At 66.9% G+C, this 25,131-nt stretch carries 23 protein-coding genes; 5 read left to right on the top strand and 18 right to left on the bottom strand.

What is annotated here, in order from left to right:
- Nucleotides 1-20 precede the first annotated feature (20 nt).
- Together rsgA and ACFVTD_RS10325 are read right to left on the bottom strand one after the other, a co-directional pair.
- A complete protein-coding gene (gene rsgA / locus ACFVTD_RS10330) occupies nt 21-1,181 on the bottom strand; it encodes a ribosome small subunit-dependent GTPase A (protein ID WP_387561949.1) in 1,161 nt (386 codons plus the stop codon).
- A gap of 252 nt (nt 1,182-1,433) precedes the next feature.
- Nucleotides 1,434-1,973, bottom strand: coding sequence for a CGNR zinc finger domain-containing protein (locus ACFVTD_RS10325; protein ID WP_387561946.1), 540 nt, complete (start codon nt 1,971-1,973; stop codon nt 1,434-1,436).
- Between the two features lie 87 nt (nt 1,974-2,060).
- Between ACFVTD_RS10325 and ACFVTD_RS10320 the strand changes: the two genes are divergently transcribed.
- The gene (locus ACFVTD_RS10320; RefSeq protein ID WP_387561943.1) at nt 2,061-3,326 is read left to right on the top strand and encodes an MFS transporter; all 1,266 of its coding nucleotides are present in this window, start codon (nt 2,061-2,063) and stop codon (nt 3,324-3,326) included.
- Nucleotides 3,327-3,363: 37 nt separating this feature from the next.
- Here the strand turns inward: ACFVTD_RS10320 and ACFVTD_RS10315 are convergent, their stop codons facing one another.
- Nucleotides 3,364-4,404, bottom strand: coding sequence for a hemolysin family protein (locus ACFVTD_RS10315; protein WP_387561940.1), 1,041 nt, complete (start codon nt 4,402-4,404; stop codon nt 3,364-3,366).
- Nucleotides 4,397-5,758, bottom strand: coding sequence for a hemolysin family protein (locus ACFVTD_RS10310; protein WP_387561937.1), 1,362 nt, complete (start codon nt 5,756-5,758; stop codon nt 4,397-4,399). Before ACFVTD_RS10310 ends, ACFVTD_RS10315 begins: the two co-directional genes overlap by 8 nt.
- Nucleotides 5,759-5,974: 216 nt before the next feature.
- Here ACFVTD_RS10310 and ACFVTD_RS10305 point away from each other — a divergent pair, with 216 nt between their 5' ends.
- A complete protein-coding gene (locus tag ACFVTD_RS10305; RefSeq protein ID WP_387562674.1) occupies nt 5,975-7,126 on the top strand; it encodes a diguanylate cyclase in 1,152 nt (383 codons plus the stop codon).
- A 37-nt stretch (nt 7,127-7,163) separates the two neighbouring features.
- On the opposite strand, the gene ACFVTD_RS10300 is transcribed toward ACFVTD_RS10305, so the two are convergent.
- Genes ACFVTD_RS10300 through ACFVTD_RS10270 form a run of 7 tightly spaced genes read right to left on the bottom strand, consistent with a single transcriptional unit; the run spans nt 7,164 to nt 14,402 of the window.
- Complete coding sequence (locus tag ACFVTD_RS10300; protein WP_387561934.1) at nt 7,164-8,279, bottom strand: Gfo/Idh/MocA family protein; 1,116 nt, start codon at nt 8,277-8,279, stop codon at nt 7,164-7,166.
- Nucleotides 8,264-8,962: a ThuA domain-containing protein gene (locus ACFVTD_RS10295; RefSeq protein ID WP_387561931.1), complete on the bottom strand. Its 699-nt coding sequence runs from the start codon at nt 8,960-8,962 to the stop codon at nt 8,264-8,266. The genes ACFVTD_RS10300 and ACFVTD_RS10295 overlap by 16 nt, the downstream gene beginning before the upstream one ends.
- A gap of 47 nt (nt 8,963-9,009) precedes the next feature.
- Nucleotides 9,010-10,014: a sugar phosphate isomerase/epimerase family protein gene (locus tag ACFVTD_RS10290; protein ID WP_387561928.1), complete on the bottom strand. Its 1,005-nt coding sequence runs from the start codon at nt 10,012-10,014 to the stop codon at nt 9,010-9,012.
- Nucleotides 10,015-10,067: 53 nt separating this feature from the next.
- Nucleotides 10,068-11,258, bottom strand: a complete 1,191-nt coding sequence (locus ACFVTD_RS10285) for a Gfo/Idh/MocA family protein (RefSeq protein WP_387561925.1) — start codon at nt 11,256-11,258, stop codon at nt 10,068-10,070.
- 13 nt (nt 11,259-11,271) lie between these two features.
- Entirely contained in the window at nt 11,272-12,174 is a 903-nt protein-coding gene (locus ACFVTD_RS10280; RefSeq protein ID WP_387561922.1) for a carbohydrate ABC transporter permease, read from the bottom strand.
- Complete coding sequence (locus ACFVTD_RS10275) at nt 12,174-13,076, bottom strand: carbohydrate ABC transporter permease (protein ID WP_387561919.1); 903 nt, start codon at nt 13,074-13,076, stop codon at nt 12,174-12,176. Before ACFVTD_RS10275 ends, ACFVTD_RS10280 begins: the two co-directional genes overlap by 1 nt.
- 6 nt (nt 13,077-13,082) lie before the next feature.
- Nucleotides 13,083-14,402 carry an extracellular solute-binding protein gene (locus tag ACFVTD_RS10270; protein WP_387561916.1) on the bottom strand — a complete coding sequence of 440 codons (1,320 nt, stop codon included), beginning with the start codon at nt 14,400-14,402 and terminating at the stop codon, nt 13,083-13,085.
- A 296-nt stretch (nt 14,403-14,698) separates the two neighbouring features.
- On the opposite strand from ACFVTD_RS10270, the gene ACFVTD_RS10265 reads away from it, so the two are divergent.
- A complete protein-coding gene (locus ACFVTD_RS10265; RefSeq protein WP_387561913.1) occupies nt 14,699-15,736 on the top strand; it encodes a LacI family DNA-binding transcriptional regulator in 1,038 nt (345 codons plus the stop codon).
- 93 nt (nt 15,737-15,829) lie between these two features.
- Here ACFVTD_RS10265 and ACFVTD_RS10260 read toward each other — a convergent pair whose 3' ends face one another.
- The 6 genes from ACFVTD_RS10260 to ACFVTD_RS10235 all read right to left on the bottom strand — a co-directional run bounded on the left by ACFVTD_RS10260 (nt 15,830) and on the right by ACFVTD_RS10235 (nt 21,956).
- Entirely contained in the window at nt 15,830-16,690 is an 861-nt protein-coding gene (locus ACFVTD_RS10260) for a phosphogluconate dehydrogenase C-terminal domain-containing protein (RefSeq protein WP_387561910.1), read from the bottom strand.
- A 1-nt stretch (nt 16,691) separates the two neighbouring features.
- Nucleotides 16,692-17,492 (bottom strand): sugar phosphate isomerase/epimerase family protein, encoded by an 801-nt coding sequence (locus ACFVTD_RS10255; protein WP_387561907.1) that lies wholly within the window; start codon nt 17,490-17,492, stop codon nt 16,692-16,694.
- Nucleotides 17,489-18,292, bottom strand: coding sequence for a triose-phosphate isomerase family protein (locus ACFVTD_RS10250; protein WP_387561904.1), 804 nt, complete (start codon nt 18,290-18,292; stop codon nt 17,489-17,491). Before ACFVTD_RS10250 ends, ACFVTD_RS10255 begins: the two co-directional genes overlap by 4 nt.
- Complete coding sequence (locus tag ACFVTD_RS10245) at nt 18,276-18,746, bottom strand: ribose-5-phosphate isomerase (protein WP_387561901.1); 471 nt, start codon at nt 18,744-18,746, stop codon at nt 18,276-18,278. The genes ACFVTD_RS10250 and ACFVTD_RS10245 overlap by 17 nt, the downstream gene beginning before the upstream one ends.
- A complete protein-coding gene (locus tag ACFVTD_RS10240) occupies nt 18,743-20,485 on the bottom strand; it encodes a dihydroxyacetone kinase family protein (protein ID WP_387561899.1) in 1,743 nt (580 codons plus the stop codon). The genes ACFVTD_RS10245 and ACFVTD_RS10240 overlap by 4 nt, the downstream gene beginning before the upstream one ends.
- 106 nt (nt 20,486-20,591) lie before the next feature.
- Nucleotides 20,592-21,956 (bottom strand): MFS transporter, encoded by a 1,365-nt coding sequence (locus ACFVTD_RS10235; RefSeq protein WP_387561896.1) that lies wholly within the window; start codon nt 21,954-21,956, stop codon nt 20,592-20,594.
- 225 nt (nt 21,957-22,181) lie between these two features.
- On the opposite strand from ACFVTD_RS10235, the gene ACFVTD_RS10230 reads away from it, so the two are divergent.
- Nucleotides 22,182-22,925, top strand: a complete 744-nt coding sequence (locus tag ACFVTD_RS10230; RefSeq protein WP_387561893.1) for a FadR/GntR family transcriptional regulator — start codon at nt 22,182-22,184, stop codon at nt 22,923-22,925.
- Between the two features lie 10 nt (nt 22,926-22,935).
- Here ACFVTD_RS10230 and ACFVTD_RS10225 read toward each other — a convergent pair whose 3' ends face one another.
- Complete coding sequence (locus ACFVTD_RS10225) at nt 22,936-24,435, bottom strand: SulP family inorganic anion transporter (RefSeq protein WP_387561891.1); 1,500 nt, start codon at nt 24,433-24,435, stop codon at nt 22,936-22,938.
- Nucleotides 24,436-24,617: 182 nt separating this feature from the next.
- Between ACFVTD_RS10225 and ACFVTD_RS10220 the strand changes: the two genes are divergently transcribed.
- Nucleotides 24,618-25,019, top strand: coding sequence for a MerR family transcriptional regulator (locus ACFVTD_RS10220; protein WP_387561888.1), 402 nt, complete (start codon nt 24,618-24,620; stop codon nt 25,017-25,019).
- Nucleotides 25,020-25,131 lie beyond the last annotated feature (112 nt).

Below are 25,131 nucleotides of genomic sequence, written 5' to 3'. Positions count from 1 at the left end.
ACAGGGGAATATCGTCTCTCCTACCGCTTCCGCTTACGGTCCTTCCCCGCGGTCCGGCCTTGGCGTTGGGTGGCCTCTCGTTCCGCCCAGCGCTGGGATTTCCCGGCGGACACCACCTTCTGGTGCCACTCCCGGTAGTAGGTGCGCTGGGCTGCGACATCCGAGCGGCGTGCCAGCGCGGCCAGTTCGCGCTGCATCTTCAGGTAGGAGTTCCAGCGCCGTTCTTCCAGGATGCCGCCGTCAATCGCTTCCCGGACCGCGCAGCCGGGCTCACCGGCGTGGCCGCAGTCCGCGAAGCGGCAGCTGGCGGCCAGTTCCTCCACGTCGGCGAACATCCCGCCCAGGCCCTCCGCGGCGTCGAACAGCCCGAAGCCCCGTACGCCGGGCGTGTCCATCAGTACCGTGCCGTTGGACAGCGGGACCAGTTCGCGCGAGGTGGTGGTGTGCTTGCCCTTGAAGTCGCCGGACCGGACCTCCCCGGTCTGCTGGACCTGGCGGCCCACCAGCGCGTTGATCAAAGTGGATTTTCCCGCGCCGGACGGACCCAGGAGCACGATGGTGCCGCCGGGCTGGATGCGGGACATCAGTTCGTCGATTCCGTCGCCGTTTTCGGCGGACGTGGTGACCACCTCCACGCCCGCCGCCTGCAGGATGACTTTCCCGACGACGTCGTCCGCCACATCAGCCAGGTCCGCCTTGGTGATGATCACCAGCGGGGTGGCGCCGGAGTCCCACGCGGCAACTAGGGTGCGTTCGAGCCGGTTGTGCGTAAGCGGCCGATCAACGGGGACCACCACGCCCACGGTGTCCATGTTCGCGGCCAGGACCTGTTCCTCGGAGGAATCCTCGAACGCGCGTTTGCGGCTGAGCTCCGAGCGGCGGGGGAGGACGGCCAGGATCTGCCGGTCCCCGCCCCGGTTGGGGCCGATCCAGACCCAGTCGCCTGTTACGGCGGGGTCCCCGGACAGCGGATACGGCAGGTGGAGCAGCCCGTCTCCGGCGGCGACCAGCAGCAGGGTGCGGTCCACGCGGACCACCCGTCCGCGTTCAGTGGCGCCGGGGCAGGGGTGCTGGTCGAAGTGGCGGGCGACGGCGGGGGTGTAGCCGTAAGCGCCGGGGCCGCCGGTTGGTTGGGTGGTGCTTGGGTTGTTGTCCAGGGGGTTGCCTGAAGAAAGGTGCACTGTGGTTTCCTCGCGGGTTCCCCGGTGCTGTGGCGCTGCTGCGGAAAGGTGCCGTCAGGCCAGGCGCAGGCGACCGGGAGGGGTGGCTGATGTGGTGGGTGCGTGGCGCTCGGGGCGCGCGGCAACTGCAGTCATCGAAACCACCTCCAATCCCTCAAGGGCCCCCCATTCTTCCTGCCGGGAACGGCAGGGCGGGAACGGGTCCCACTTTAGCGCCGGCCGCCGTCGGAGGCCAGACCTGGACGCTGCCTGTTATCGACTGCCGGCCGGGCGCCCTCGTTTCCGGTAGCGCATCACGGCATCCGCGTTGCCGCAGCGTGCCGAGCAGTAGGCTCTCCGGCCGCCCCGGCTGGTGTCGGCGAAAACCTTTCGGCAGCCGTCCCTGGCGCAGGTGCCCAGCCTCCCGCCCGCAGCCTCGGTGACGAAGATGGCCAGGCCGCCCGCCGTGAGGGCACGCACGCGTTCCACCAGGCTGTCGCAGGTTTCAGCAAAGTGGAGGTGCGGGCCCAGGCCGTCGTGGGCGGTCAGGAAGACCCGCTTGACCCCCTGTTCCAGCAATGCGTTCACCGTTGCACAGCGGTCCTCCTCGCTGTCCGACTCAAAGACTGTGCGCAGCCGCGTGGTCCAGTCCCGCAGGAGCGCTTCCTCGGCCGCGCCCACCTCCGGGTTATGGAACAGGTGGCCAGCCAGGAGGTCGCCCAGGGCGCCTGCATCCCCGGCTCCGCCGTCGAGCATGTTGACCAGTGCCTCTGCCACCCGGACACCGGACATATTGTCATGGTTGAACTGCATAAACCCATGACACCACACTTGGCATGGCGGCGGGCTGCCAACGGAACCTGCCGCATGCCACTTTTCCCTGACCGAGGAGCAAAATCCTTGACCGCCACCGCCGATACCGCCCGGTCCCTGCAGTCCCGCATGCGCAGGACGCTGGTGTCCGCCCAGATCTTTTCCGGCCTGGGCAATGGCTCCACGCTGGCCCTGGGCTCCATCCTGGCCGTGGATTTGTCCGGCTCGGAAGCCTGGGCAGGGTCCGTCAACACGTCCCTGACGCTGGGAACGGCGGTGACCGCCATTCCGCTGGCGCAGCTGGCCCTCTCCCGCGGCCGGCGCTTTGCCCTCGCTTCCGGACTGGCCGCTGCGATTGCCGGAACCGCCCTGATGGTGGGCGCGGTGGTCACGGGCTTCTTCCTCCTCCTGCTCGCCGGTGCCTTCCTGGTGGGCGTGGCCTCCGCGGTGAACCTCCAGGCCCGCTTTGCGGTCACGGACCTGGCCGAGCCCGCCCACCGCGGGCGGGACCTCTCACTGGTGGTGTGGGCCATCACCATCGGTGCTGTGGCCGGACCCAACATGGTGGGTCCGGGCGCGGTGGTGGCCGGCTGGCTGGGCATTCCGGCCGCTGCCGGGCCCTTCCTCATTTCGGCAGCCGGGATGGTTATCGGCGCCTCGATTGTGTGGCTTTTCCTGCGGCCCGATCCCCTGTTGACCCGCCGCGCCATGGACGGCCCCGGTTCCGGCGACGGTGTCCGGCCCCGGGGCGGCCTCCAGGCCGGATGGCGGATCGTGCGGGAGAACCGCACCACCCGCGGGGCAGTGGTGGCGGTGGTGGCCGCGCACGCCGTGATGGTGGCGGTGATGTCGATGACGCCGCTGCACATGCAGCACCAGGCCGGGGCAGCAGCGGGCCACCCGGATACCATCGCGCTGATCGGCCTGACCATCTCCCTCCATATCGCCGGGATGTACGCACTGTCGCCGCTGATGGGGTGGCTCACGGACAGGATGGGACCGGCACGGATGGTGCTGGCGGGGCTGGCCACCCTCCTGGCCGCTGTGGCACTGACGGGACTTGCTCCGGAGTATCCGGCGGCCGTCACCACCGGGCTGGTCCTGCTGGGCCTGGGCTGGTCCGCCACCACCGTGGCCGGATCCACCCTGCTCGTCGCTGCTTTGGCGCCTTCCCAGCGGATCCCCGCCCAGGGTTTCTCGGACGCCGCCATGTCATTGGCGGCAGCATTGGGCAGCGCGGCCGCAGGACCCGTCATGGGCATGGCCGGCTACTCGGGAATCAGTGCCGCCGCCGCCCTCCTGGTGGCGGCGGCGGCCGTCGCCCTGCTTCGGCTCCGGGAACTGCGCCGCTGAACCCGCAGGCGAAGGGCCGCCCCCGTTGGCCGGGGGTTCAGGCGCTGGTGGCGTCCTGCACCTCGCCCACCAGCTCCTCGATGATGTCCTCAAGGAAGAGCACCCCGGTGGTCCTGCCGCCGGCGTCGAACACCCTGGCCACGTGGGCGCCCGTCCGCCGCATCGCCGCCAACGCGTCCTCGAGGTCAGCCCCCGCAAACGCAGAGGCAAGGCGGCGGATCCGCTTGGCCGGAACCGGACGGTGGAACTTTTCCGCCGACGTCAGGTCCATGACGTCCTTGAGGTGCAGGTACCCGTCAGGCTCTCCTGCCGCATTGGCCAGGATGTAGCGGGAGTAGCCATATGCCGCAACGGCCTGCTGGATGTCGGACGGGGCGGCGGTCCCCGGCAGCAGCACCATGTCCGCCATGGGCACCTGGACGTCGGCCACCGTCTTGGCGGTGAACTCGAAGGCATTGGTCAGGGCGCCGGTGGTGTCCTTGAGCATGCCGTCCCGGGTGGACTGCTCCACGATGTTGGCCACCTCGTCCAGTGTGTACGCACTGGTGGCCTCGTCCTTGGGCTCCACCCTGAAGAGGCGAAGGATCAAGTTGGCGATCCCGTTCAGCGTCCAGATCACCGGCTTGAACACCGTGGCCACGAACACCAGCGGCGGGGCCAGCAGGAGGGCCGCCCGGGTGGGCACCGAGAAGGAGATGTTCTTGGGCACCATCTCGCCCACCACCACGTGCAGGAACGTCACCAGCAGCAGCGCCACCACGAACGCGATGATGCTGATTGCCTCATAGGACAATGCGGTCAGGCCCAGCGGGATTTCCAGCAGGTGGTGGATGGCGGGTTCGGAGACGTTCAGGATGACCAGTGAACAGACCGTAATGCCCAGCTGGCTGGTGGCCAGCATGAGCGTGGCGTGCTCCATGGCCCACAGCGTGGTCCTGGCCGCTTTGCTGCCGGCCTCGGCGCGGGGTTCGATCTGGGAGCGGCGTGCCGAGATGACGGCGAACTCCGCCCCCACGAAGAAGCCGTTCACCACAAGGAGCACCACCAGCCAGATGATGCCGGGAAGGTACTCACTCATGGGTCAGCTCCTGGGTCAGGTTGTCGATGATCCGGTCGTGCGGGCTCCGCGGCGGTTCGCCGGACGCTCCGGGGGTGAAACGCAGCCGCTCCACGTGCACGCCTGACACGCGCTCCACGCGGAGGGTGCCGCCGTCGACCGTGACCTCGTCACCCAGCTCCGGCAGGCGGTCCAGCCGGTCCGTGACGAATCCGGCCACAGTGTCGTACTCCTCCCCGTCGGGTACTTCGATCCCGGTGCGGTCCAGGAGCTCGTCCGGCCGCAGGGCGGCGTCGAACGTAATGGAACGGCCCGTGCGGACCACCCCGGCACGTGCCCGGTCGTGTTCGTCCTCAAGCTCACCCACGATTTCCTCCACCAGGTCCTCGAGGGTAACGATCCCGTCGGTGCCGCCGTGCTCGTCGGAGACGATGGCTACCTGGAGTCCCTGGCGTCGCAGCAGCCCCAGGAGGGTGTCAACGCCCATGGATTCCGGGACCCGGAGCGGTTCGATCATGAGGTCCGCCGCGGTGGTGCCGGCCCGCTGGCCAAGCGGGACCGCGAAGGCCTGCTTGACGTGCAGGACGCCCAGGACGTCGTCCCGGTCGCGCCCGATCACGGGAAACCGGGAGTAGCCGGTGGCGGTGGCCAGGGCCACGATGTCCTCCGCGGTGTCTGCGGCGGCAACGGCCGCCATCCGGACGCGCGGGGTCATCACATCCGCAGCGCTGTACTCGGAGAAGCGGAGGGTGCGGTGCAGGAGCGTGGCATGGTCCAGGTCCAGGACGCCCTCGACGGCGGAGCGGCGCACCAGGGAGCTGAGCTCCTCCGCGCTGCGGGCTCCGGAGAGCTCCTCCTTCGGTTCGATGCCGAAGCTGCGGATGATGCTGTTGGCCGTGTTGTTGAACAGCAGGATGACCGGCTTGAACACTGCGGTGAAAAGGGCCTGGAACGGGACCACCAGCCTGGCGGTGGCCAAGGGCAGCGCCAGGGCGAAGTTCTTGGGGACAAGCTCGCCCACCACCATCGAAAAGACCGTGGCCAGGAAGATGCCGGCGACGGAGCCGACGGCGGGCACCAGGGCTTCGGCCAGCCCCGCAGACTGCAGCGGGCCGCTGAGCATCCGGCTGATGGCGGGCTCGAAGGTGTAACCCGTCAGGAGGGTGGTCAGGGTAATGCCCAGCTGGGCGCCGGAGAGGTGGGTGGAGGTGATTCGGAGGGCTTTGATGGTGGGGCCCAGCCGCTTTTCGCCGCGGGCCTGGCGGGCTTCAAGGTCATGCCGGTCAAGGTTCACCAGCGCGAACTCCGAGGCGACGAAGAAGCCGGTGCCGACGGTCAGGACCAGGCCGATGCCCAGCATGATCCATTCATACATTGGGGCGCCCCTCTCCTGGTGTGGCCGGTGTTCCGGTCAGGTGGCAGAGGGGCCAAGGCATGTGTGAAGGAGGGTCGTCCATATCCAGTCCAACTCCGGTGCCTCCGCGGAAGTTCCCGGCAGCCGTCAGGGGTGTGCAGGAGCTTCTGCGATGTCAGGGTGGAATGCAATACTGTCGTGAGCAGCATTCGCCGCGTTTGGGGGGACTTCTGGCACATGGTTCTGGATACGGCAACCCTGCGCATCGCTTTCGGCCTGATGGCCCTGGTGCTGGTGGTCCTGTTCTATTTTTCCGCGTACCGGGTGACGCGCTCGCCGTACAGTGCCTGGTGGTGCGGAGCCCTGCTGTTCTTCCTGTCCGGATCAGGTTGCTTCCTCCTGGACGGCACGTCCCACCAGGTGTGGGCCAACCCGGTGGGAAACACCCTGCTGGTCCACGGCGGGGTCGCGGTGTGGGCCGGAGCGCGGTCGCTGCGGACGGTGCGCCCGCCTAAATGGGCCTTCACCGGTATCCCACTGGTGACCCTGGTTGCCTCCCTGCTGGACCATCCTGCCACCAATACCTGGTCCGGCGGCCCGGTGTTCCTCGCCGCAATGAGCCTGACCATCGGAATGGCGTCGCGTGAGCTGTGGCGGCTTGAACCGGGCTACTCACGGGTGCGCATCCCCATGGCCATGGCTGCCGGCGGGCTGTCCGTTTTCTATTTCTTCCGCTGGCTTGCGTTCCTGGTGGAAGGCCCGGACGGTCCCGTTTTCGTCACCGTCTTCGGATCGGCCGTCACCACCATGGTCACCATGGTGCTGCTGGTGGTGGTGTCCTTCAGCATGGCAGCGTTGAGCAGCGAGCAGCAGACCCGCGCCCTGCGGGTGGTGGCTTCCCGGGACGACCTCACCGGGCTGTTGAACCGGAAGGCCTTCATGGACCTGGCGGCGGAGCAGTTGGCCGACCGCAGCATCACGGGCGGTTCCGGGGCCCTGATCCTCGCCGACCTCGACCATTTCAAGGCCGTCAACGACACCCACGGCCATGCCGCCGGCGACCTGGCGCTGCAGGCCTTCGCCGGCGCCTGCGTTGCCACAGTCCGCTCCACCGACCTGATCGGCAGGTACGGCGGGGAGGAGTTCGTCATCCTGGTCCCCGGGGCAAGTGCCGAGCGCGCGGAGACGATCGCGGAGGAGATCAGCAGGCGGCTGGCCGGCGCCAATACGTTGAACGGGATGCAGATGCCCACCGCCAGCTACGGGATTTCCACGTACGACGCCGGGACCTCCGACGTGGACGACCTCGTGGCTTCCGCGGACGCCGCTTTATACCGGGCCAAGTCCCTGGGCCGGAACCGCGCCGCCCGCAGCGACGGGCTGCACTAGCAAGGCTGCGTTGGCAGCGTGGTTCCGGATGCCCGGCCTACTTGGGCTGGAGTGCGGCCGCCTGTTCGGCCAGGACCGTCAGCTCCACGCGTTCAGGGCGGTCGACGGTGCTGTGGATGGCCACCGAGGTGCCCTTGTGCGCGGACTCGAGCACGGACTCCATGACCTCCAAGGCGTGGTAGGCCAGGGCGCCGCCGGCCCGGGGCTCCTTGCCCTGCGGGGTGGCGGCCAGGTCCGCGATGCCGAACCCGCGGCCGGAATCAACGTACCCGGCGGACACGGGAAGGGTTTCCCAGTCCGTGGCGCCGAGGGAGAACAGCTGGACGTCCCCGTCGAAGTGGTTGGGATCCGGTACCACCAGGGATCCACGCTCACCGTGGATCTCGATGTTGGGCGACTTGGACTTCACGGCGTCGAAGCTCATGAAGAGCGTGGACATGGCCCCCGAGGCGTGGACCAGGACGCCGGTGACGTGGGAGTCGATGGTCACGGGGACTTTTTCGCCCTGCCGGGGCCCGGAGCCGATGGTCCGCTCGTCCCGGGTGTGGCTGGCCGCACCGAGGACCGACACCACAGGACCCAGCAGTGTCACGAGCGCGGTGACGTAGTAGGGGCCCATGTCCAAAAGGGGGCCGCCGCCGGGCTGGTAGTAGAAGTCCGGGTTGGGATGCCAGCGTTCATGGCCCGGCGTGGCCATGGTGGCAGACGCCGAGATGGGGGCGCCGATCAGTCCGTCATCGATGGCCTTGCGGGCGGTCTGGATCCCCGTGCCCAGCACGGTGTCCGGTGCACAGCCGACGACGACGCCCGCCTCCCGTGCCGCGTCCAGCACCTGGCGTGCTTCCCCGGTGGTGGCGGCCAGGGGCTTTTCGCCATAGACGCTTTTTCCGGCGGCAATTGCCTTCAGGGCAACGTCCGCGTGCGCGGCCGGGATGGTGAGGTTCAGGACCAGGTCGACATCGTCGGCGGCGAGCAGGTCGTCCACGGACAGGGCTCGGACGCCGTCGTAGTCATCCGCCACGGCCTGGGCGCGTGCCGGATTCAGGTCGGCCACGGCCACCAGGTTGACCTGGTCCAGCCGCCGGAAGTTGGTGAGGTACTGGGCGATGATCGCTCCGCAGCCAATGATTCCTACGTTCAACGGCTTGCCCACAGCATGCCCCTTTCGATGATGGTGCGTACGTTCTGGTCCTGGAGGATTTCCACCCGGTGGCCCGGCGTGCAGACGAAAATCCGGCCCTTGCCCCACTGACGGGTCCAGATGGCCGGGGAGGTCACTTCCCGGTGCCAGGGATCCCATTCACGGACCTTCTGGGTAGTGGTGGCCAGGACGTCGACGTAGTCGTCAGAGAGGACCCAATACTGTTCGGTGACCAGGTCGAAGTCCTTGATGCCCTTGGTGATGGGGTGCTCCGCGGCCGCGGGCAGCATGTTGACCGTGTAGGGAACGTAGTTGTCCGACTGTTCACCGGTGCGTTCGTCCGGATGCTTGCCGGGGTGGCAGGCGAACTGACCGCCGATCAGGTGCAGGTAGTCCGAGTTGTTCCGGTAGGAATCGGCGATCCCGCCGTGCCAGCCGGCCAGGCCGGTGCCGTTCTCCACGGCTGCCCGCAGTCCGGCGAACTCGTCCTTTTCGATGGTGGACATGGTCATGCACTGCACGATCAGGTCCACCCCGGCCATGTATCCGGCGTCGGCGTAGACCTTGGGGGATTCCTCCACCCGTACGTCGTAGCCGTTGTCCTTGAGGTAGGGAATGAAGAGTTCGGTGGCCTCGTAGGGTTGGTGGCCGTCCCAGCCGCCGCGGACGACCAGCGCGTTCTTGCGTTCTGTCATGGGAGTTTCCTTTGTTTGGCTGCCGGCCTGGGCCGGCGAAGCGGGGGTCAGCGGCTGGCGAAGGCGGCGTCGAAGGCGGCTGGGGGCGGGGCGATCCGGGCGAGTTCCCGGACCATGGCCAGCGCCTGCGGGGCACCTGCCAGCCGGTCCATCCCGGCGTCCTCCCATTCGATGCTGGTGGGACCTTCGTAGCCGATTGCGTTCAGGGTGCGGAAGATCCGGTTCCACTGGACGTCACCGTGGCCGGCAGTGACGAAGTCCCAGCCGCGCCGGGGGTCGGCCCAGGCAAGGTGGGAACCCAGCCGGCCGTTGCGGCCGTCGAGCTGCCGGACGGATTCCTTGACATGGACGTGGAAGATCTTGTCCGCGAAGTCCTGCAGGAACATCACGGGGTCCAGGTCCTGCCAGATGAAATGGGAGGGATCGAAGTTCAGGCCAAAGTTCTCCCTGTGGCCGATCGCCTCGAGGGTTCGCTTGGCGGTCCAGTAGTCGTAGGCGATTTCTGAGGGGTGGACTTCCAGGGCGAACCGGACGCCCTCCTCGTCAAAGACATCGAGAATGGGGTTCCAGCGGTCCGCAAAGTCCTGGTATCCGGCGTCGATCATGCCCTGGGAGGCAGGGGGGAACATGGCCACCGCCTTCCAGATGGAGGAGCCGGTGAACCCGGTAACGGTTTTCACGCCGAGGCGGGCCGCCGTGCGCGCGGTGTCCTTCATGGTTTCCGCTGCCCGGCGGCGGACCCCCTCGGGCTGGCCGTCACCCCAGACCTCAGCGGACAGGATGCCCTGGTGGCGCTCATCGATGGGGTCGTCACAGACGGCCTGGCCGGTCAGGTGGTTGGCGATGGCGAACACCTTCAGGTTGTTCTTTTCGAGGATGTCCAGCCGGCCCTGGAGGTAGTTGTCGTCCTCGGCCGCACGGCGCGGATCCAGGTGGTCGCCCCAGCAGGCGATCTCCAGGCCGTCGAAGCCCCACTCACCGGCAAGGCGCGCCACCTCCTCGAAGGGCAGGTCGGCCCATTGGCCGGTGAACAGCGTGATTGGTCGTGTCATGTGTGTTTCCTTGATTGGGTTGAAGCTGGTTGTTTCCTGTGCCGTACGGCTGCTCAGACCTTTTGCCACTGGCTGGAATTCGCGGCGCTGGACTCCACGGCGGCCAGGACCCGCTGCACCTGCAGGGCGTCCGCGAAGGACGGTTCGGGTTGGCGGCCTTCGCCGATGGCCGTGACCAGGTCCACCACCTGGTGGGTGAAGCCGTGCTCGTATCCCAGGCCGTGGCCGGTGGGCCACCAGTTCGCGGCGTAGGGGTGTTCGGGCTCGGTGACGAAGATCTTCCGGAACCCGGCGTCGGGGGATTCGGCGGCGTCGTAGAAGGACAGGGCGTTCATGTCCTCGAAATCGAAGGCGAGGGAACCCTTGGTGCCGTTGACCTCCAGCCGCATGGCGTTCTTTCTGCCCAGGGCGTAGCGCGTAGCTTCAAAGACGCCGATGGCACCTGCTGAGGTGCCGCCGTCGAACCTTGCGCTGAAGATGGCCGCGTCATCCACCGTGACTTTTCCGCGTGGGGCGCCGCTGCTGAGGTCGCCGTGCCCGCCGAGGCCCACCAGGTCACCGGCCAGCGGGCGTTCCTGCACGAAGGTCTCCAGCAGTGCCGACACGCCGCTGATGTTCAGTCCGGTAACCCACTGGGCGGCGTCGATGCTGTGCGCTCCAATGTCACCCAGGGAGCCGGAACCCGATTTCTCCTTGTCCAGCCGCCAGGTCATGGGGGCGTTGGCATCGGTGAGCCAGTCCTGCAGGTACTGGGCCCTGACGTGGCGGATTTCGCCCAGCCGTCCCTGGTCCACGAACCGCTTGGCCAGCGCCAGGGCCGGCGTGCGGCGGTAGCTGAAGCCGCACATTGAGAGGACACCATTCTTGGCGGCCGTTTCTGCGGCGAGTGTCATCCGTTCGGCTTCCTCCACGGAGTTGGCCAGCGGCTTTTCGCACAGCACGTGCTTGCCGGCTTCCAGGGCGGCGATGGCGATTTCGGCGTGCGTGTTGCCGGGCGTGCAGATGTCGATGAGGTCGATGTCGTCGCGCTCGATCAGGCGGCGCCAGTCCGTCTCAACAGAGTCCCAGCCGAGTTTGCCAGCTGCGGCACGGACGCCGTCGGCATTCCTTCCCGCCACCGCGGCCAGCCGGGGCTGGAGGGGCAGGTCGAAGAACCGGGGCGCGGTGCGCCAGGCGTGGGAGTGGGCGGCACCCATGAAGGCGTAGCCCACCATGCCGACCCGCAGGGGTTGTGCGGTGCTCATCGGGGAGTCCTTTCTACTTGCTGAAGCCGGCCGTCAGGCCGCTCAGCAGTTGACGGCGGGCGACGACGTACACCACCAGCAGGGGGAGGGTCGCCAGGACGACGGAGGCGAGAATGGCGGGGATGTTCACGCTGAACTCCCCCTGGAAAGTCCACAGGGACAGCGGCAGGACCCTGGTTGCCGGGCTCTGCGTCAGGATCAGCGGGAAAAGGAAACCGTTCCAGACGTGCAGGGCGTTGTAGATGCCGACGGTGATGACCGCCGGCTTGGTCATGGGGAGGGCGAGGCGCCACATCATGGCCCAGTCGGAACAACCGTCCAGGCGCATCGATTCGAAAAGCTCATTGGGGACATCGCGCATGAAGTTGGACAGGATGAGGACGCTGACCGGGATGGCAAAGGCCACGGACGGAAGGATCAAGGCCAGCAGGGTGTCATACATGTGCGCCCGGGTGATCATCCAGTATATGGGGATGATCGTGGCGTGCAGCGGGATGGCGAGGCCAAGGAGGAACAGGTTGTTCGTCAGGCTCAGGAACCGGCTCTTGCCGCGGACGATGGCGTAGGCGGCCATGAAGGACACCAGCAGGGCAGGCAGGACCGTGCCCAGGGTGACGATGAGGCTGTTGGTGAAGTACCTGACGAAGTTGTTCTCCAGGACCAGCTTGTAGTTGTCCAGTGTGGGTTCCGTTGCCGGGAGCATGGGGTTGGAGGTGAAGAAGCCGGCCTGGTTCTTGAAGCTGGTGATCACCACGTAATAGATGGGGACGATGATGATGGCCAGCCAAAGCCAGCCGCCCAGGCCGCCGAGGAGGTTGGGCCGGAGCCGGCCGGGTCCCTTGGTGCGGGTGATCGGTGCTGCGGTGATGCTGCCCGCCGGGGCCGGTGGGACGGGAAGTTGTGTTGTGGAGGCCATCAGGCACCTTCCAGTTGGCTTGCGTTGCGGTTTTTGCCGCCCAACCGCTGGAGGATGAGGGCAAGTCCCAGTCCGATGACGACGAGAATGACCCCCAGGGCGCTCGCGGCGCCCATATCGTTGGCCTTGAAACCCGTCAGGTACATGTGCAGCGGCAGCAGCCGCGTGCTGTACCCGGGTCCGCCCCCGGTGAGCACGAAAATGAGGTCGAAGTAGGCGAGGCTGCCCACCACCATCAGGGTGGAGGACGTGATGATGGTGTACTTCAGCTGGGGCAGGGTGATGTTCCAGAACTGGCGGAAGCGTCCCGCGCCGTCGATTTCAGCGGCCTCGTACAGCGACGTGGGGATCTGGCGTACGCCGCCCTGGTAGATCAGCGTGTGGAACGGAACGAACTGCCACGCAATCACGAAGACCACCACGAACAGGACCAAATCCGAGTTGCCAAGCCAGTCCTGGGCAAGGATGGGCAGGTTGAATCCGGGGCCGAGGCCGAAGTTGGGATCGAGCAGGGCCTTGAAGGCGATGGCAACGGCCGCGGACGAAAGCAGCAATGGCAGGAAGTAGAGCACGGCGAGGGCGGCGCGGTACTTCTGGCCACCGGCCGTGAAGACCCCCAGCAGCAGGCTGATGGGCGCCTGGACGATGAACGAGAAGAACATGATCTTCGCGGTGACCACCAGGGCGTTTCCCGTGACCGGATCCGTGAGCACCGTGGTCCAGCTGGACAGGCCGTCCAGTTTGATTTCGCCCAAGCCGTTCCAGCTGGTGAAGCTGAGGAAGACGACGCCGATCAGCGGGACAACAGCGAACGCCAGGAAGAAGGCCAGGGCCGGGACTGCAAGCCACCCCGAGGGGCCCGCGTCGCGGACCCCCCGGTTGGCGGAACCAAGAGACGTCATGGTCCCTTACTTTCCGATCGTGGCGTTCATGGTGCTGATGAACTGGTCAGGGCTGATCTTCTTGAGGAAGATCTGGTCCAGGTTGGACAGCATGGCGTCGCCCTGCGCGGGGCTGAGGGCCTGGTCCCAGGAGAGGGTGAAGCTCGGGGCGTTCTTGGCCAGGCCGTAGACGAAGGTCAGGAAGTCCTTGTCGGGTGAGGCAGCCAGTTTGCCTTCGATTCCCTTGACTACCGGCACCGCACCGGAGCTGATCAGGGCATCGGTGTTGGCGTCGGTGAACATGCCGTCCTTGACGTAGTCCAGGGCGGCTTTCTTCTGGGCATCCGTGGCCTTGGCGGAGATGGACCAGAAGTTGGAGGGGTTGCCCACGACGTTCGCCGGGTCACCCTTGCCGCCGGAAACGGTGGGGAAGGTGGTGTATCCCAGCTTTCCACTCTTGACGAAGTCGGCGGCGTCCTTCTTCATGCCCTGGTAGATCCAGCCGCCCTGCAGGATCATGGCGGCCTTGCCGGTGTACATCAGGGCCTGGTCTGCGTTGCTGTCCGCCGCGATGGATGAGAAGCCGTTGATGAATCCGCCGGCGTCGGCCAGGTCCTGGATCTTGGTCAGCGCCTCCTTGACGGCGGGGTCGGACCAGGCTCCCGGCTTGTTGGCTGCGATGTTGGCGAACACTTCGGGGCCGCCAATGCGCTCGACGAGGTATTCAAGCCACATCAGGTCCGGCCACTTGGACTGGCCGCCCAGGGAGAACGGGGCCACGCCGGCCGCCTTGAACTTCGGCACCAGGGCCATCAGCTCATCCCAGGTCTTCGGGGGCTGGGCCCCTACCTTGTCGAAGACGTCCTTGTTGAAATAGAGGACTACCGGCTGGACGTTGTTGTTCGGGAGTGCGTAGCTTTTGCCGTTCACTTCACCGTTCTTAAGCACCGAGGGTAGGTAGCGGTCCTTGACCTGGGGATTGTCCTTGATGAACGTGGACAGGTCGTCAACCTGGCTGGCGTCGACGTACGACTTCAGGACTCCGCCGCCCCAGCCGTAAATGAAGGTGGGGCCTTCGCCGGCGCCGACGGCGGTGCGGACTTTGGTCTTGTAGGCGTCGTTGGCGAAGAAATCCAGCTTGATGGACTTGTCCGGGTTGGCCTGGTTCCAGTCATCCACCGACTTCTGGAGCACCGGCTGGTTGCCGCCGGTGAGTCCCCACATGGTGGCCGAATCGCTGCTGACGTTTGAGCCGGCAGGACCTGACGAACCGCAGGCGGCGAGGCTGACTGCCAGACCCGCTGCGGAAATTGCCAACGCTGCCGAGCGCAACTTTCGAATCTTCATTTCGTTTCCGTTCATCCTCCGGGCTCAACGCTGGGTCCCGGTAACGTGTGAAGCAGGCGTTTGCCTCGGCTCCGAGGCGGATGGCCCGCGTCAATTCGGTCGGTGGTCGTACCGTGCAGCTTTCGAAAGTTTTCGAAACTTTGCGAGCGGTGGTGCCAATCTAGCCGTGAGCAGAGTCACAGTCAAGGGTTCGCTTCTTTGCTTCATACGCAGTTGCGTGGGCAATCGGTTGACGCCGTGATTAAACGCGGGCAAGATGGCCATAAGCGAAATGTTTCGAAAGAGTGGATGAGCCATTGGCGAAGACTGCACGGCCCGCGAAGGCAACCTTGGCAGCTGTTGCCTTGCAGGCGGGGGTTTCAACCCCCACGGTGTCCAAGGTGGTCAACGGCCGCGAAGACGTTGCACCGGAGACCAGGGCCCGGATCCTGACCGCTTTGGAGCAGGCGGGGTACCAATCACCCGTGCAGCGCCGTTCGGCGACGAGGACCAGCACCGTGATCGAGGTGGTGGTGGATGTCCTGACCTCCGCCTACACCACCGAGGTCCTGGACGGGATCCTGCATTTCGCCGCCGCTGAGGATGTGGAGGTCCTGGTCAGCGTCACCGGTCCGTCGACCCCCACGGTGCAGGCCGCGGAGCGCCGCGCGCAGCGGATGGTCGACGAAGGCCGGGCGGGAATGATCGTGGTGACCTCGGCATTCAGCGAGGCGCAGATGCACGCCTTCCGGCGGCGCCGGATTCCGGTGGTGGTGATCGATCCGCTCAACCCGCCGCCCGCGGATGTGGTCAGCGTAGGTGCCACCAACTGGGCCGGCGGTAAGGCCGCCACTGAACACCTGCTGGAACTGGGCCACCGGCGCATCGCCTACATCGGCGGCATCGAGCGGGCCGAATGCAACCAGGCCCGGCTCCACGGCTACATGGCCGCCCTCGCAGCCCATGGCCTCGCTGTGGATCCGCAGTACATCGTTTCCGGCGGCAGGTTCCGCCGGGACAGCGGGGTGTCCGGGATGAAGGCGCTGCTCAAGCTCGAAAAGCGCCCCACGGCCATCTTCGCCGGTAGCGACAGCATCGCCCTGGGCGTGCTCAGCGAGGCGGTTCACTGCGGCCTGAAGGTCCCGGGGGATATCAGCCTCGTTGGTTTTGATGGCACCATCCAGGGCGAAGAATCCGTGCCGGCGCTCACGTCGGTGGCGCAGCCCCTCGAGGAGATGGGGCGGGCTGCCCTGAGGTCACTCCTGCGCCAGGCCCGCGGCGAGGTCCTGGATTCCCACCGCGTGGAATTAGCCACGCATGTGATTGTCCGGGAATCCACGGCAGCTCCCGCCTGATTCCAGGCCTGGCCAGGGTCGATAAACCAAAAGCGGCGGCTGCCACCCCCGTCCAAAGAGGACCGGGGTGGCAGCCGCCGCTCGGGTGGAGTCCTAGCGCTTGACTGCCTCGAGCTTGAGCATCTTGGCAATGACGCCGTCGAGTTCGGAGTCGTCGAAGATCTTCTTCCAGTCGTCCTTGATGATGGTGTCCTTGCCGTACTGGATGGCGATTTCGCAGGCCTCGGAGAACGGGTTGGATCCGCGCAGGGCGTTGGTCAGCGCGATCTGGACGTGGCCGAACAGCATGGCCTTGGCGGCTTCCTCGGGGACGCCGGCGGTGTGGACGGTTTCGTGCAGTGCCTCGTTGAGCAGGGTGCCGATCATGCAGGCCACCGTTTCCACGAGGGTGGGTTCGAGGATGGCGAGCTGCTTGACGGTGACCCAGTGGACGTCGATGACGGGGGCGTAGATGGTGCGGATGGTCGCCTCCGCAGCGGCCTTGGTGGCCTCAGGGGCGTCTTCGTCGATGGCGGCCACCACGTTCTGCGGGGCGCCCTGGCCGCCGAAGGTGTCGGCCCATTCTTCCTTGGTCGTGCGCTCCAGGAACACGGATGGGTGGCAGGGGTGCGCTACCGCCTGCACGACGTCGTCGCGCTTGGCCAGCAGCCCGGCGTAGGCGGCGGCGGGGTCCAGGGTGAGGAGGATGGATCCGGCTTTCATCTGCGGGACCACGCCTTCTGACACGATGCCCAGGACAGTGTCCGGGACGGCGAGGATCACGACGTCGGCGCCCTTGACGGCGTCGTCCGTGGCGGTGATCTCGCGGCCCTCGGCGCGGACGCGCTCCTGGCCGGCGGGGGAGTTCTCGCTGTAGAAGACGGTGTGGCCGGACTTCTGGAGGTTCCGGGAAACCCGCAGCCCCATCTTGCCCCCGGCTCCGATGACGGCGACGGTCAAAGTTTCTGCTGACATTTCACTTGCTCCTTAGGAATTCGATGCTTTGCCGGGTCCACTGGTTTTCGAGCCGGATGGTTTCCGCCTCGGAGTCCTGCCAGGGCAGCCAGTGTTCGACGATTTGGTTGATGTTTCGTTCGTGCGGCCGGATCTTCCCGGCCATGTACCCGTAGTCGAGCAGGCCTTCGCCGAGCGGGGCGCCGGAGTAGGTGAACCCCACCCATCCGTCCTTGCGGCTGAAGGCAAAGTCCTTGATGTGCATGTTCAGGACATAGGGCGCGACGGCGTCAATCACCTCACGCGGCATCTCCAGCGCCGCGACGGTGTTGGCGGGGTCGCTGCAGATCCCCAGGTACGGGCTGTCCACGCCGCGGATCACGTCCAGGACCCGGGAGGTGGGGACCTGTTCGTAGGTTTCCACCGCGACCTTCACCCCGGCGCCCTCGAACTCGGGCAGCACCTCCTTGAAGATGGCAGCTGCTTCCTCCGTGGTGGGGGTGTGGCCCGGGGTGTTGAACATGGTCCGCAGCAGCGGGGATCCCAGGATTCCCGCGATGTGCAGGAACTTCCGCAGGTGCTCCGGGCGGATCCCTCTGGTGCCCAGCTCAAGGCTGATCCCCAGCCGGTCCGCGGTGGCACGTACGGCGGCAAGGCCGGCGTCGTCCATCTCCTCCAGCGGTGCGTAGTCGCAGACCTGGAACAGGTCCACGCCCAGTTCCGCCGTCCGCTTCAGGGCGTCATGGAGGTTCAGGGGCGCGGAGACCTTGTCCGAGAGCTGCCAGAAGAACGCGTAGCTGCTGAGGCCTATTCGTGAGGTCATGCCGCCACCCCCACAGCCGCAAGCCGCGCCGCCGTCTCGTCAAGGATGGTCTTGAGTGCCATGGGGTCATGGGCAAAGCGGCCCAGGAACAAACCGGCGACGGCGGGATCCAGCTGGGTGATCAGGCCCGGACCGGCGCTGCCGCCGTAGATCACGCGGCTGGTGTCCTGGCCCGGGAGGCTGCGCAGGTGCGCGTCCAGTCCGGTGGTGACGGCGCTGATGTACTCCGGTGTGGCAGGTTCGGGGGCGCCGATGGCCCACTGCGGCTCGTAGGCCACGATGGTCCGGCCGGCGGGCGCCAGCGACGAAGCACGGTTCAGGGCTGCGTCAATCTCCGCCGAACAGTGCGCGATGGCTTCCTGCACGGAACCCTGGTGCAGTTCCCCGACGCAGAGGACGGGGGTGAGGCCGTTGCGGTAGGCGGCAGCGGTCTTCAGCCCGATGGTGCGGTGATCCTCGCCGAAGATCCGGCGGCGTTCGGCGTGGCCCACCTCGGCGTACCGGCCGCCGATTTCTGCGATCGTCTTGCCGCCCACTTCACCGGTGAACGCGCCCTCGTCCTCCCAGAAGATGTCCTGTGCCCCGGTGGCTGCGCCGGCTGGCCCCAGGATCCGGGCGGCTTCGGGCAGGGCTGGGAGGATGGGCAGGACGAACAGTTCAATGTCGCCGTTCTGGACCGCGGGGTGGGCGAGTGCGATGGCGGCAACGTCGCGGCAGTAGTCCACCGAGCGGGTGTAGCCGAAGTACATCTTCAGGCTGACGCCGATGATCGCTTGGGGGTTCTTAGCAGGAAGTGACACCCTCGTAGTCCTTAATCAGGGCGACCTTCTCCGCCGAGGCGGAGCTTTCGTCGAAGGTGTAGGTGAGCCATTCCTTGGCCAGGCGGCGGGCGAGTTCCAGGCCGACGACGCGCTGGCCGAAGGTGAGGACCTGGGCGTTGTTGGACTGGATAGCGCGCTCCACGGAGAAGGAATCGTGGGCGGTGACCGCGCGGACGCCGGGGACCTTGTTGGCGGCGATGGCGACGCCGAGTCCGGTGCCGCAGACCAGCAGGGCGCGGTCGGCCTTGCCGGCAGCGATGAGTTCGGCGGCGGCGATGGCCACGGACGGGTAGGGGGTGTGGCTGGTGGCGTCCACCCCCACGTCGGTCACGGATTCGACCAGTTCGGAGGCTTCCAGGTCGGCCTTGAGGGTTTCCTTGTAGTCGAAGCCGGCGTCGTCGGCCCCGATGACCAGGCGCAGCTTGGTGCTCATGCGTTCTCCTTGATGGTGGTGTTCTGGCTGAGGGTGTTGTGGATGGCCCGGACAATCAGGGCCATGGACACGGCGCCGGCGTCAGGGGTGCCTAAGCTTTTCTCGGCGTGCGGCCGGGCGCGGCCCATGAGGGGCAGCAGGTTGGCGGTGTCCTCGGCAGCCTCATGGGCGGTGGTGGCGGCCGCACCCCACGCGTCGTGCAGCAGCTTGCCGCTGTTGACGCCGGCGGTGAGGGCGTCGCGGAAGGGGACCAGCACGTCCACCAGGGTCTTGTCGCCCACCTTGGCCTTGCCGAAGTCCATGATCGCGGCTGCGGCGCCGGCCACTCCGGCGGCGACAGCACCGGCGTCGGGCGCCTTGGTGTCACCCACGGCGTCACCGACGGCGCGCAGGGCCATGCCCCACAGTGCACCGGACGTGCCGCCGGCCTTGTCGGCCCAGGCATCGGCGGCGAAGTAGAGGGTGGTGGCCGCACCGGCTCCGCGGCCGACGGCGTCTGCCGCGGCGTGTACGGCGGCGCGGACGCCGCGCTCCATGCCGATGCCATGGTCGCCGTCGCCGGCAATCGCGTCGATGCGTCCCAGCTCAGCGGCGTTGGCGTCCACCACATCCTTGGCGGCGCCAAGCGCCGCGAGGACCCGGGCCGCGCCGGCCCGGGATTCAGCGGTTGCTTCCGGGACGGAAAGTTCGACGTCGGCCGCCTCGGCCGCCGCCTCTTCCAGCGCTTCGGCGGTGACGGCGCCGCGGCGGAAGGCGGGTGCGTCGGCGGGGGCGTTCCAGAGGGTCTCGAGTTCGTCGTCGAGCCAGAACAGGGTCAGGGAGGTACCGGCCATATCGAAGCTGGTGACCAGTTCGCCCACCTGCGGGTCCACCGCCTCCAGGCCGGCCCCGGACAGGAGCTGGGCCACGCGGCGGTACACCACGAAGAGCTCTTCGTACTTCACGCTGCCCAGGCCGTTGAGGATCGGCACCACGCGGGCTCCCGTAGCGTCCACGCCGTCGGGTACCTCGGTGAGGAGCTTGCCCACCAGCAGTCCGGCGAGCTCGTCCGCCGTCGGAATGCCTGTTTCCTCGATGCCTGGCTCACCGTGGATGCCCATGCCTACCGCCATCCGGCCCTCAGGGACGGAGAACAGCGGTGTGTCCGCGCCTGGGAGGGTGCAGCCGGTGAAGGCGACGCCGAACGAGCGGGTGCGGTGGTTGGCGCGTTCGGCGACCTCCATCACCTGGTCCATCGAGTAGCCGGCCTCGGCGGCGGCGGCCGCCACCTTGAACACGGTGAGGTCTCCGGCGATGCCGCGCCGCTTGGTGTGCTCTTCGATCGGGGCAGAGGAAACGTCGTCAGTGACGGCGATGCTGCGGCAGTCGATGCCGTCCCGGCGGAGCTTTTCCTGGGCCTGGGTGAAGTGCAGGACGTCGCCGGCGTAGTTGCCGTATCCGAGCAGAACGCCCCCGCCGTTGTCGGCGGCCTTGGCCACGTTGTACACCTGCTGGGCGGACGGCGACGCGAAGAGGTTGCCCATGGCGGCGCCGTGTGCCAGGCCCTGGCCCACGAGCCCTGCGAAGGCGGGATAGTGGCCGGAGCCGCCACCAATGACCAGGGCCACCGTGTCCGGGGCGCTCCTGGTGTTGCGGACAACACCGCCGGAAACACGCCTAACCCAGCGTCCGTGGGAGGCGACAAAGCCTTCGATCATTTCGTCAGCGAAGGCTGACGGTTCGTTGAACAGGCGGGTCATGGGAAAAGCTCCTGGGCCTAGCTGGGGAAGGGTCTGGGGGCAGTGGTTGGTGTGGGGGCGCCTTCGGGCAAGGAAGGCGCCCCCGGGTTTTTCGGTGCGGTTCCGCTTAGGGCTCGGCGTGCTGGCCGGCGGCGGCCGGGTCCAGGGCCTCTGCCTGGATTCCCTCCGCGACGCGGCCGGAGCGGCTCAGGGCCACCATCAGGACGGCGGACAGGAGCATGAAGCCGCCCACCACGAACATCGGCACCGTGTAGTCGCCGGTCCAGTCCTTGAGCCAGCCGGTGATGTAGCCGGCGCTGAAGCCTGCCAGGTTGCCCACCGTGTTGATCAGGGCGATGCCTGCTGCCGCCGCTGCGCCGGTGAGGAACTGCGTGGGGACCGTCCAGAAGTTGGGCAGCGCGGCGAAGATGGCCATTGCCGTGATGGTGATGACGGCGATGGTGGCTGCGGGGGAGCCGGCGAACAGTGCCAGCGGGATGCTCAGGCCGCCTACCAGGGCCGGTACTGCGATGTGCCAGGTCTTGACGCCGCGCTTGGTGGCGTCCTTGGACCAGAAGTACAGGGCAACGGCTGCCGGCAGGTACGGGATGGCGGTGATCAGGCCCTTCTGGAAGACGTCGAACTTGGTGCCGTAGATGCCTTCGAAGCCGGAGATGATGGTCGGCAGGAAGAAGCCGAGGGCGTAGAGGCCGTAGATGAAGCCGAAGTAGATCAGGGAGAGCATCCACACGCGGCCGTTGCCGAAGACGGTGCGGACGCTGACGTGCTTGTTCCCCGCGGCGGTTTCGTTCTTTTCCCTCTCCAGCGCGCCCGTCAGCCAGGTCTTTTCCTCGGCCGTGAGCCACTTGGCCTTGGCGGGGGAGTCGGCCAGGTAGAACCAGGAAACGATGCCGATGAGGATGGCGGGGATGGCAACGCCGAGGAACATCACGCGCCAGCCTTCGAGCCCGAAGAGGCCGTGCTGCTGGATGAGGATGCCGGCCAGCGGGGCACCGATAACGGTGGTCAGCGGCTGGGCCAGGTAGAACAGGGCCAGGATCTTGCTGCGGTGCCGGGCAGGAACCCAGAGGCTCAGGAAGAGGATGGCACCGGGGAAGAAGCCGGCTTCGGCCACGCCGAGGATGAAACGCAGGATGTAAAGCTGCTCAACGTTGGCCACCCAGGTGAACAGCAGGGAGACGATGCCCCAGCTGACCATGATGCGGGCCAGCCAGCGGCGGGCGCCGAACTTGTGCAGTGCCAGGTTGGAGGGTACCTCCAGCAGGATGTAGCCGATGAAGAAGACGCCAGAGGCGAAGCCGAACTGGGCGGCGTTAAGGGCCAGGTCCTTGTTCATGCCGTTGGGGCCGGCGAAAGAGATGGCGGTGCGGTCGAGGTAGTTGATGAAGAACATCAGCGCGACGAACGGGACAAGCCGGATCGCCACTTTCCTGATTGCGGATTTTTCGACCACCGATTGTGTGGTGTCCACGTTGACTCCTAGATGTTGGTGTCCCGGCCGCATCCGTCACTGGAGGCGTGGGGCTGTCTCATGTGCACGCGGGCTTGGGGTTCCGCGGCGGCTGAAGCTGTGAGTTCCACCATAGGACTGAAACCAGAATTGGTCAACCGGTTGACTGGTTATCCTCCGATGGCAATCCCGTAGGTGGTCCTCTGGGGCCGTCCGGCGTGGTCAACCAGTTGTTACGCTTGGGGGGTGTCCGTAGAATCCGCCGCCGCGACGGCCAAGATCAGCGCCGCCCTGGGCTCCGTGGGACAGGGCTCCGTGGTGTCGGAAGTAGCGGAGCGCCTGCTCGCCTTTTTCACCAGCGGCGACATCGCCCCGGGCACCAGGCTGCCCGCCGAGAGGACACTGGCCGCATCCCTGGGAGTGGGCCGCTCGGCAGTGCGGGAAGCCCTTGCCGCCCTGGAAATCCTGGGCATCGTGGTGGTGCGTCCCGGCTCCGGCACCTACCTGCGCGACGGCGTCTCCGAGCTCCTGCCGCGGACGCTCAGTTGGGGCCTCATGCTTGGGGCGCCCCGCACGCGCGAGCTCGTTGAATTGCGCAGCGGCCTGGAAGTCCAGGCTGCCCAGCTGGCCGCCGAACGCATCACTGACGAGGCGCTGGAGCGGATGCGCTCGAACCTGGACACGATGGAACGCACGCTTGACGACCTTACGGCCTTCGTGGAGGCCGACGCTTCGTTCCACCGCGAAATCGCCGCGGCTTCCGGGAACCAGGTGCTCCAGGAACTCCTGCAAAGCATCCGCTCGTTGCTGCGGATCTGGGTGGACCGGGCCCTCACGGACGAAGGGCATGCTGCTGCCGCGCTGAGGGAGCACACCAAAATCTACGAAGCGCTGACTGCCAGGGATGCCGGTGCCGTGACAGCAACCATGAGCTCCCACATGGAGACAGCTACCCGTCGCCTGCTGGCGGGATTCGACGCCGCCCAGTAGGTCGTTGCTCTCAGGCGCCCAAATGGCCGGTAAGGCGCCGGTGGAAGCCGGTGCTGCGCTCATCCAGGCCCTCAATGGCCACGGTGGCTCCGTGGAGCCCGTACTTGGTCTCGATGGAGTCCAGGGCGGCCACTGTCGACGCGTCCCAGATCTGGGCGCGGGTAAGGTCGATGGTCACCGAGGCGGGATCGTCACCGTACGCGAAATGCTCCACCAGGTCGTTGCTGCTGCCGAAGAACAGCGGCCCCACAACCTCGTAACGCACGCTCCCGCCGTCGTCCGCCAGCTTCCGCCCGACGGTGATGACGTGCGCCACCCGGCGGGCGAACAGCACCATTGCCAGGATGACGCCCACCAGCACGCCGTAGGCAAGGTTCCCCGTGAACACGACAACAGCCACCGTGACAGCCATAACGACCGTCTCCGGCACGGGCATCCGCCTCAGGGTGGACGGCCTGACGCTGTGCCAGTCCACGGTGGTAACGGCCACGACCATCATGACGGCGGCGAGGGCCACCATGGGGATCTGCCCCATGATCGAGCTCAGCCCCGTCACCAAGGCCAGCAGGAACACCCCGGCCACCACCGTTGAGATTCGAGTGCGCGCCTGCCCGGTCTTCACGTTCAGGACCGTTTGGCCGATCATGGCGCAGCCCGCGATGCCGCCGTAGAAACCGGCCAGGATGTTCGAGACGCCCAGGCCCCACGACTCGCGGCCCTTGTGCGAGGGCGTCTCCGTGATGTCATCGACCAGTTTTGCTGTGAGGAGGGTTTCCATGAGGCCGACGAACGCCACGCTTAGCGCCGTGGGCAGCACCAGCCGGAACGTCTCAACATCAAGCGGAACAAGGAACGGGGTGATTCCCGGCATGTGGCCGGTGAGGGGGCCCTCGTCGGCGACGTTCGGAACCGCAAGGCCGGCAAGGATGGCGATCGCGGTGACGACGACGATGGCCACCAGCGGCGACGGGACCACCTTGGTGAAGCGGGGAAGGATGAAGATGATGGCCAGCGTTACGGCGAACAGGACGTAGGCGAGCCAGGGAACATTGAGGACGTGCGGCACCTGCGCTATGAAGATCAGCACGCCCAAAGCGTTGACGAACCCGATCATCACCGAGCGCGGGATGAACCGCATCAGGCGGGCAAGCCCGGCCAGTCCGAAGACCACCTGGATGACGCCGGCGAGCAGCACCGCGGGCAGGACGTACTGGACGCCGTGCTCGTGGACCAGCGGGGCGATGACCAGGGCCACCGAGCCCGCGGCAGCCGTCACGACGCCGGGCCGTCCGCCGAGGATGGACATCGCCAGGGCAAGCACGATGGAAGCGACCAGGCTGACCATTGGATCGACCCCGGCCACGATCGAGAACGAGATGACTTCCGGGACGAGCGCGAGCGTGGTGACCATGCCGGCGAGGACCTCACGGGTCAGCTGCCGCGGAGAGCGGAGCGCGGCCAGGGCAGAATTCGGTTGCCGGGCGGGGCGGGGGCGGTCGGCGACGGCCAAGGAGCGGCTCCAGGGACTTGGCTCTCGGGAAAGAGCGGGTGGGCAACGTTGTGCGCGCAACGGTGCGCAAGGGTCCAGCCCTGCCATGGAAGACAATTGGGGTGGAGAGAAAAGGGCCGGTGACTCCCGGCTGCGCATGCAACACTACCCTAACGTGAGGGTTGGGCAGGATTGGTGACGTGATGGTGAAAGAGATGACCGCCGAAGAAGTGGTGGCCACAATGCATATCGGCGAACTGGCGGACCGTTCGCAGATGTCCCTGCGCACCATCCGCCACTACGACGAGGTGGGCCTGCTCAAACCCTCGGGCAGGACGGAGGGTGGATTCCGCCTCTACACCGAACGCGACTTCACCCGGCTGCTGCTGATCCGCAGGATGAAGCCGCTGGGGTTCACGCTCGAAGCCATGGCCGGGCTCCTGAAGGTCATTGACGCCCTTGAAGCGGCCGAACCGGGCCAGGACGTGAAGGACATCAGGTCCGAGTTGAACGGGTTTATCGAAGAGGCGGCGAAGCGCCGGGCCAAATTGGAGGAACAACTCGGCATGGCCGATGAGTTCCTGGCGCTGCTGCGCGCACGGTAGGGAAGCGGCCGCTGTTGCCAAACTGTGCCTTGCCGCCCGGTCATGCCCCCGGGCAGCAGTAAGCGCGGCTGATAAAATGACCGGGTTGCAGGGCGGCCTATAGAGCCGGTGC

It is taken from the genome of Pseudarthrobacter sp. NPDC058119, from assembly GCF_042884655.1.
Classification (GTDB): domain Bacteria; phylum Actinomycetota; class Actinomycetes; order Actinomycetales; family Micrococcaceae; genus Arthrobacter.
This window is presented reverse-complemented; position numbering and strand designations above follow the sequence as displayed.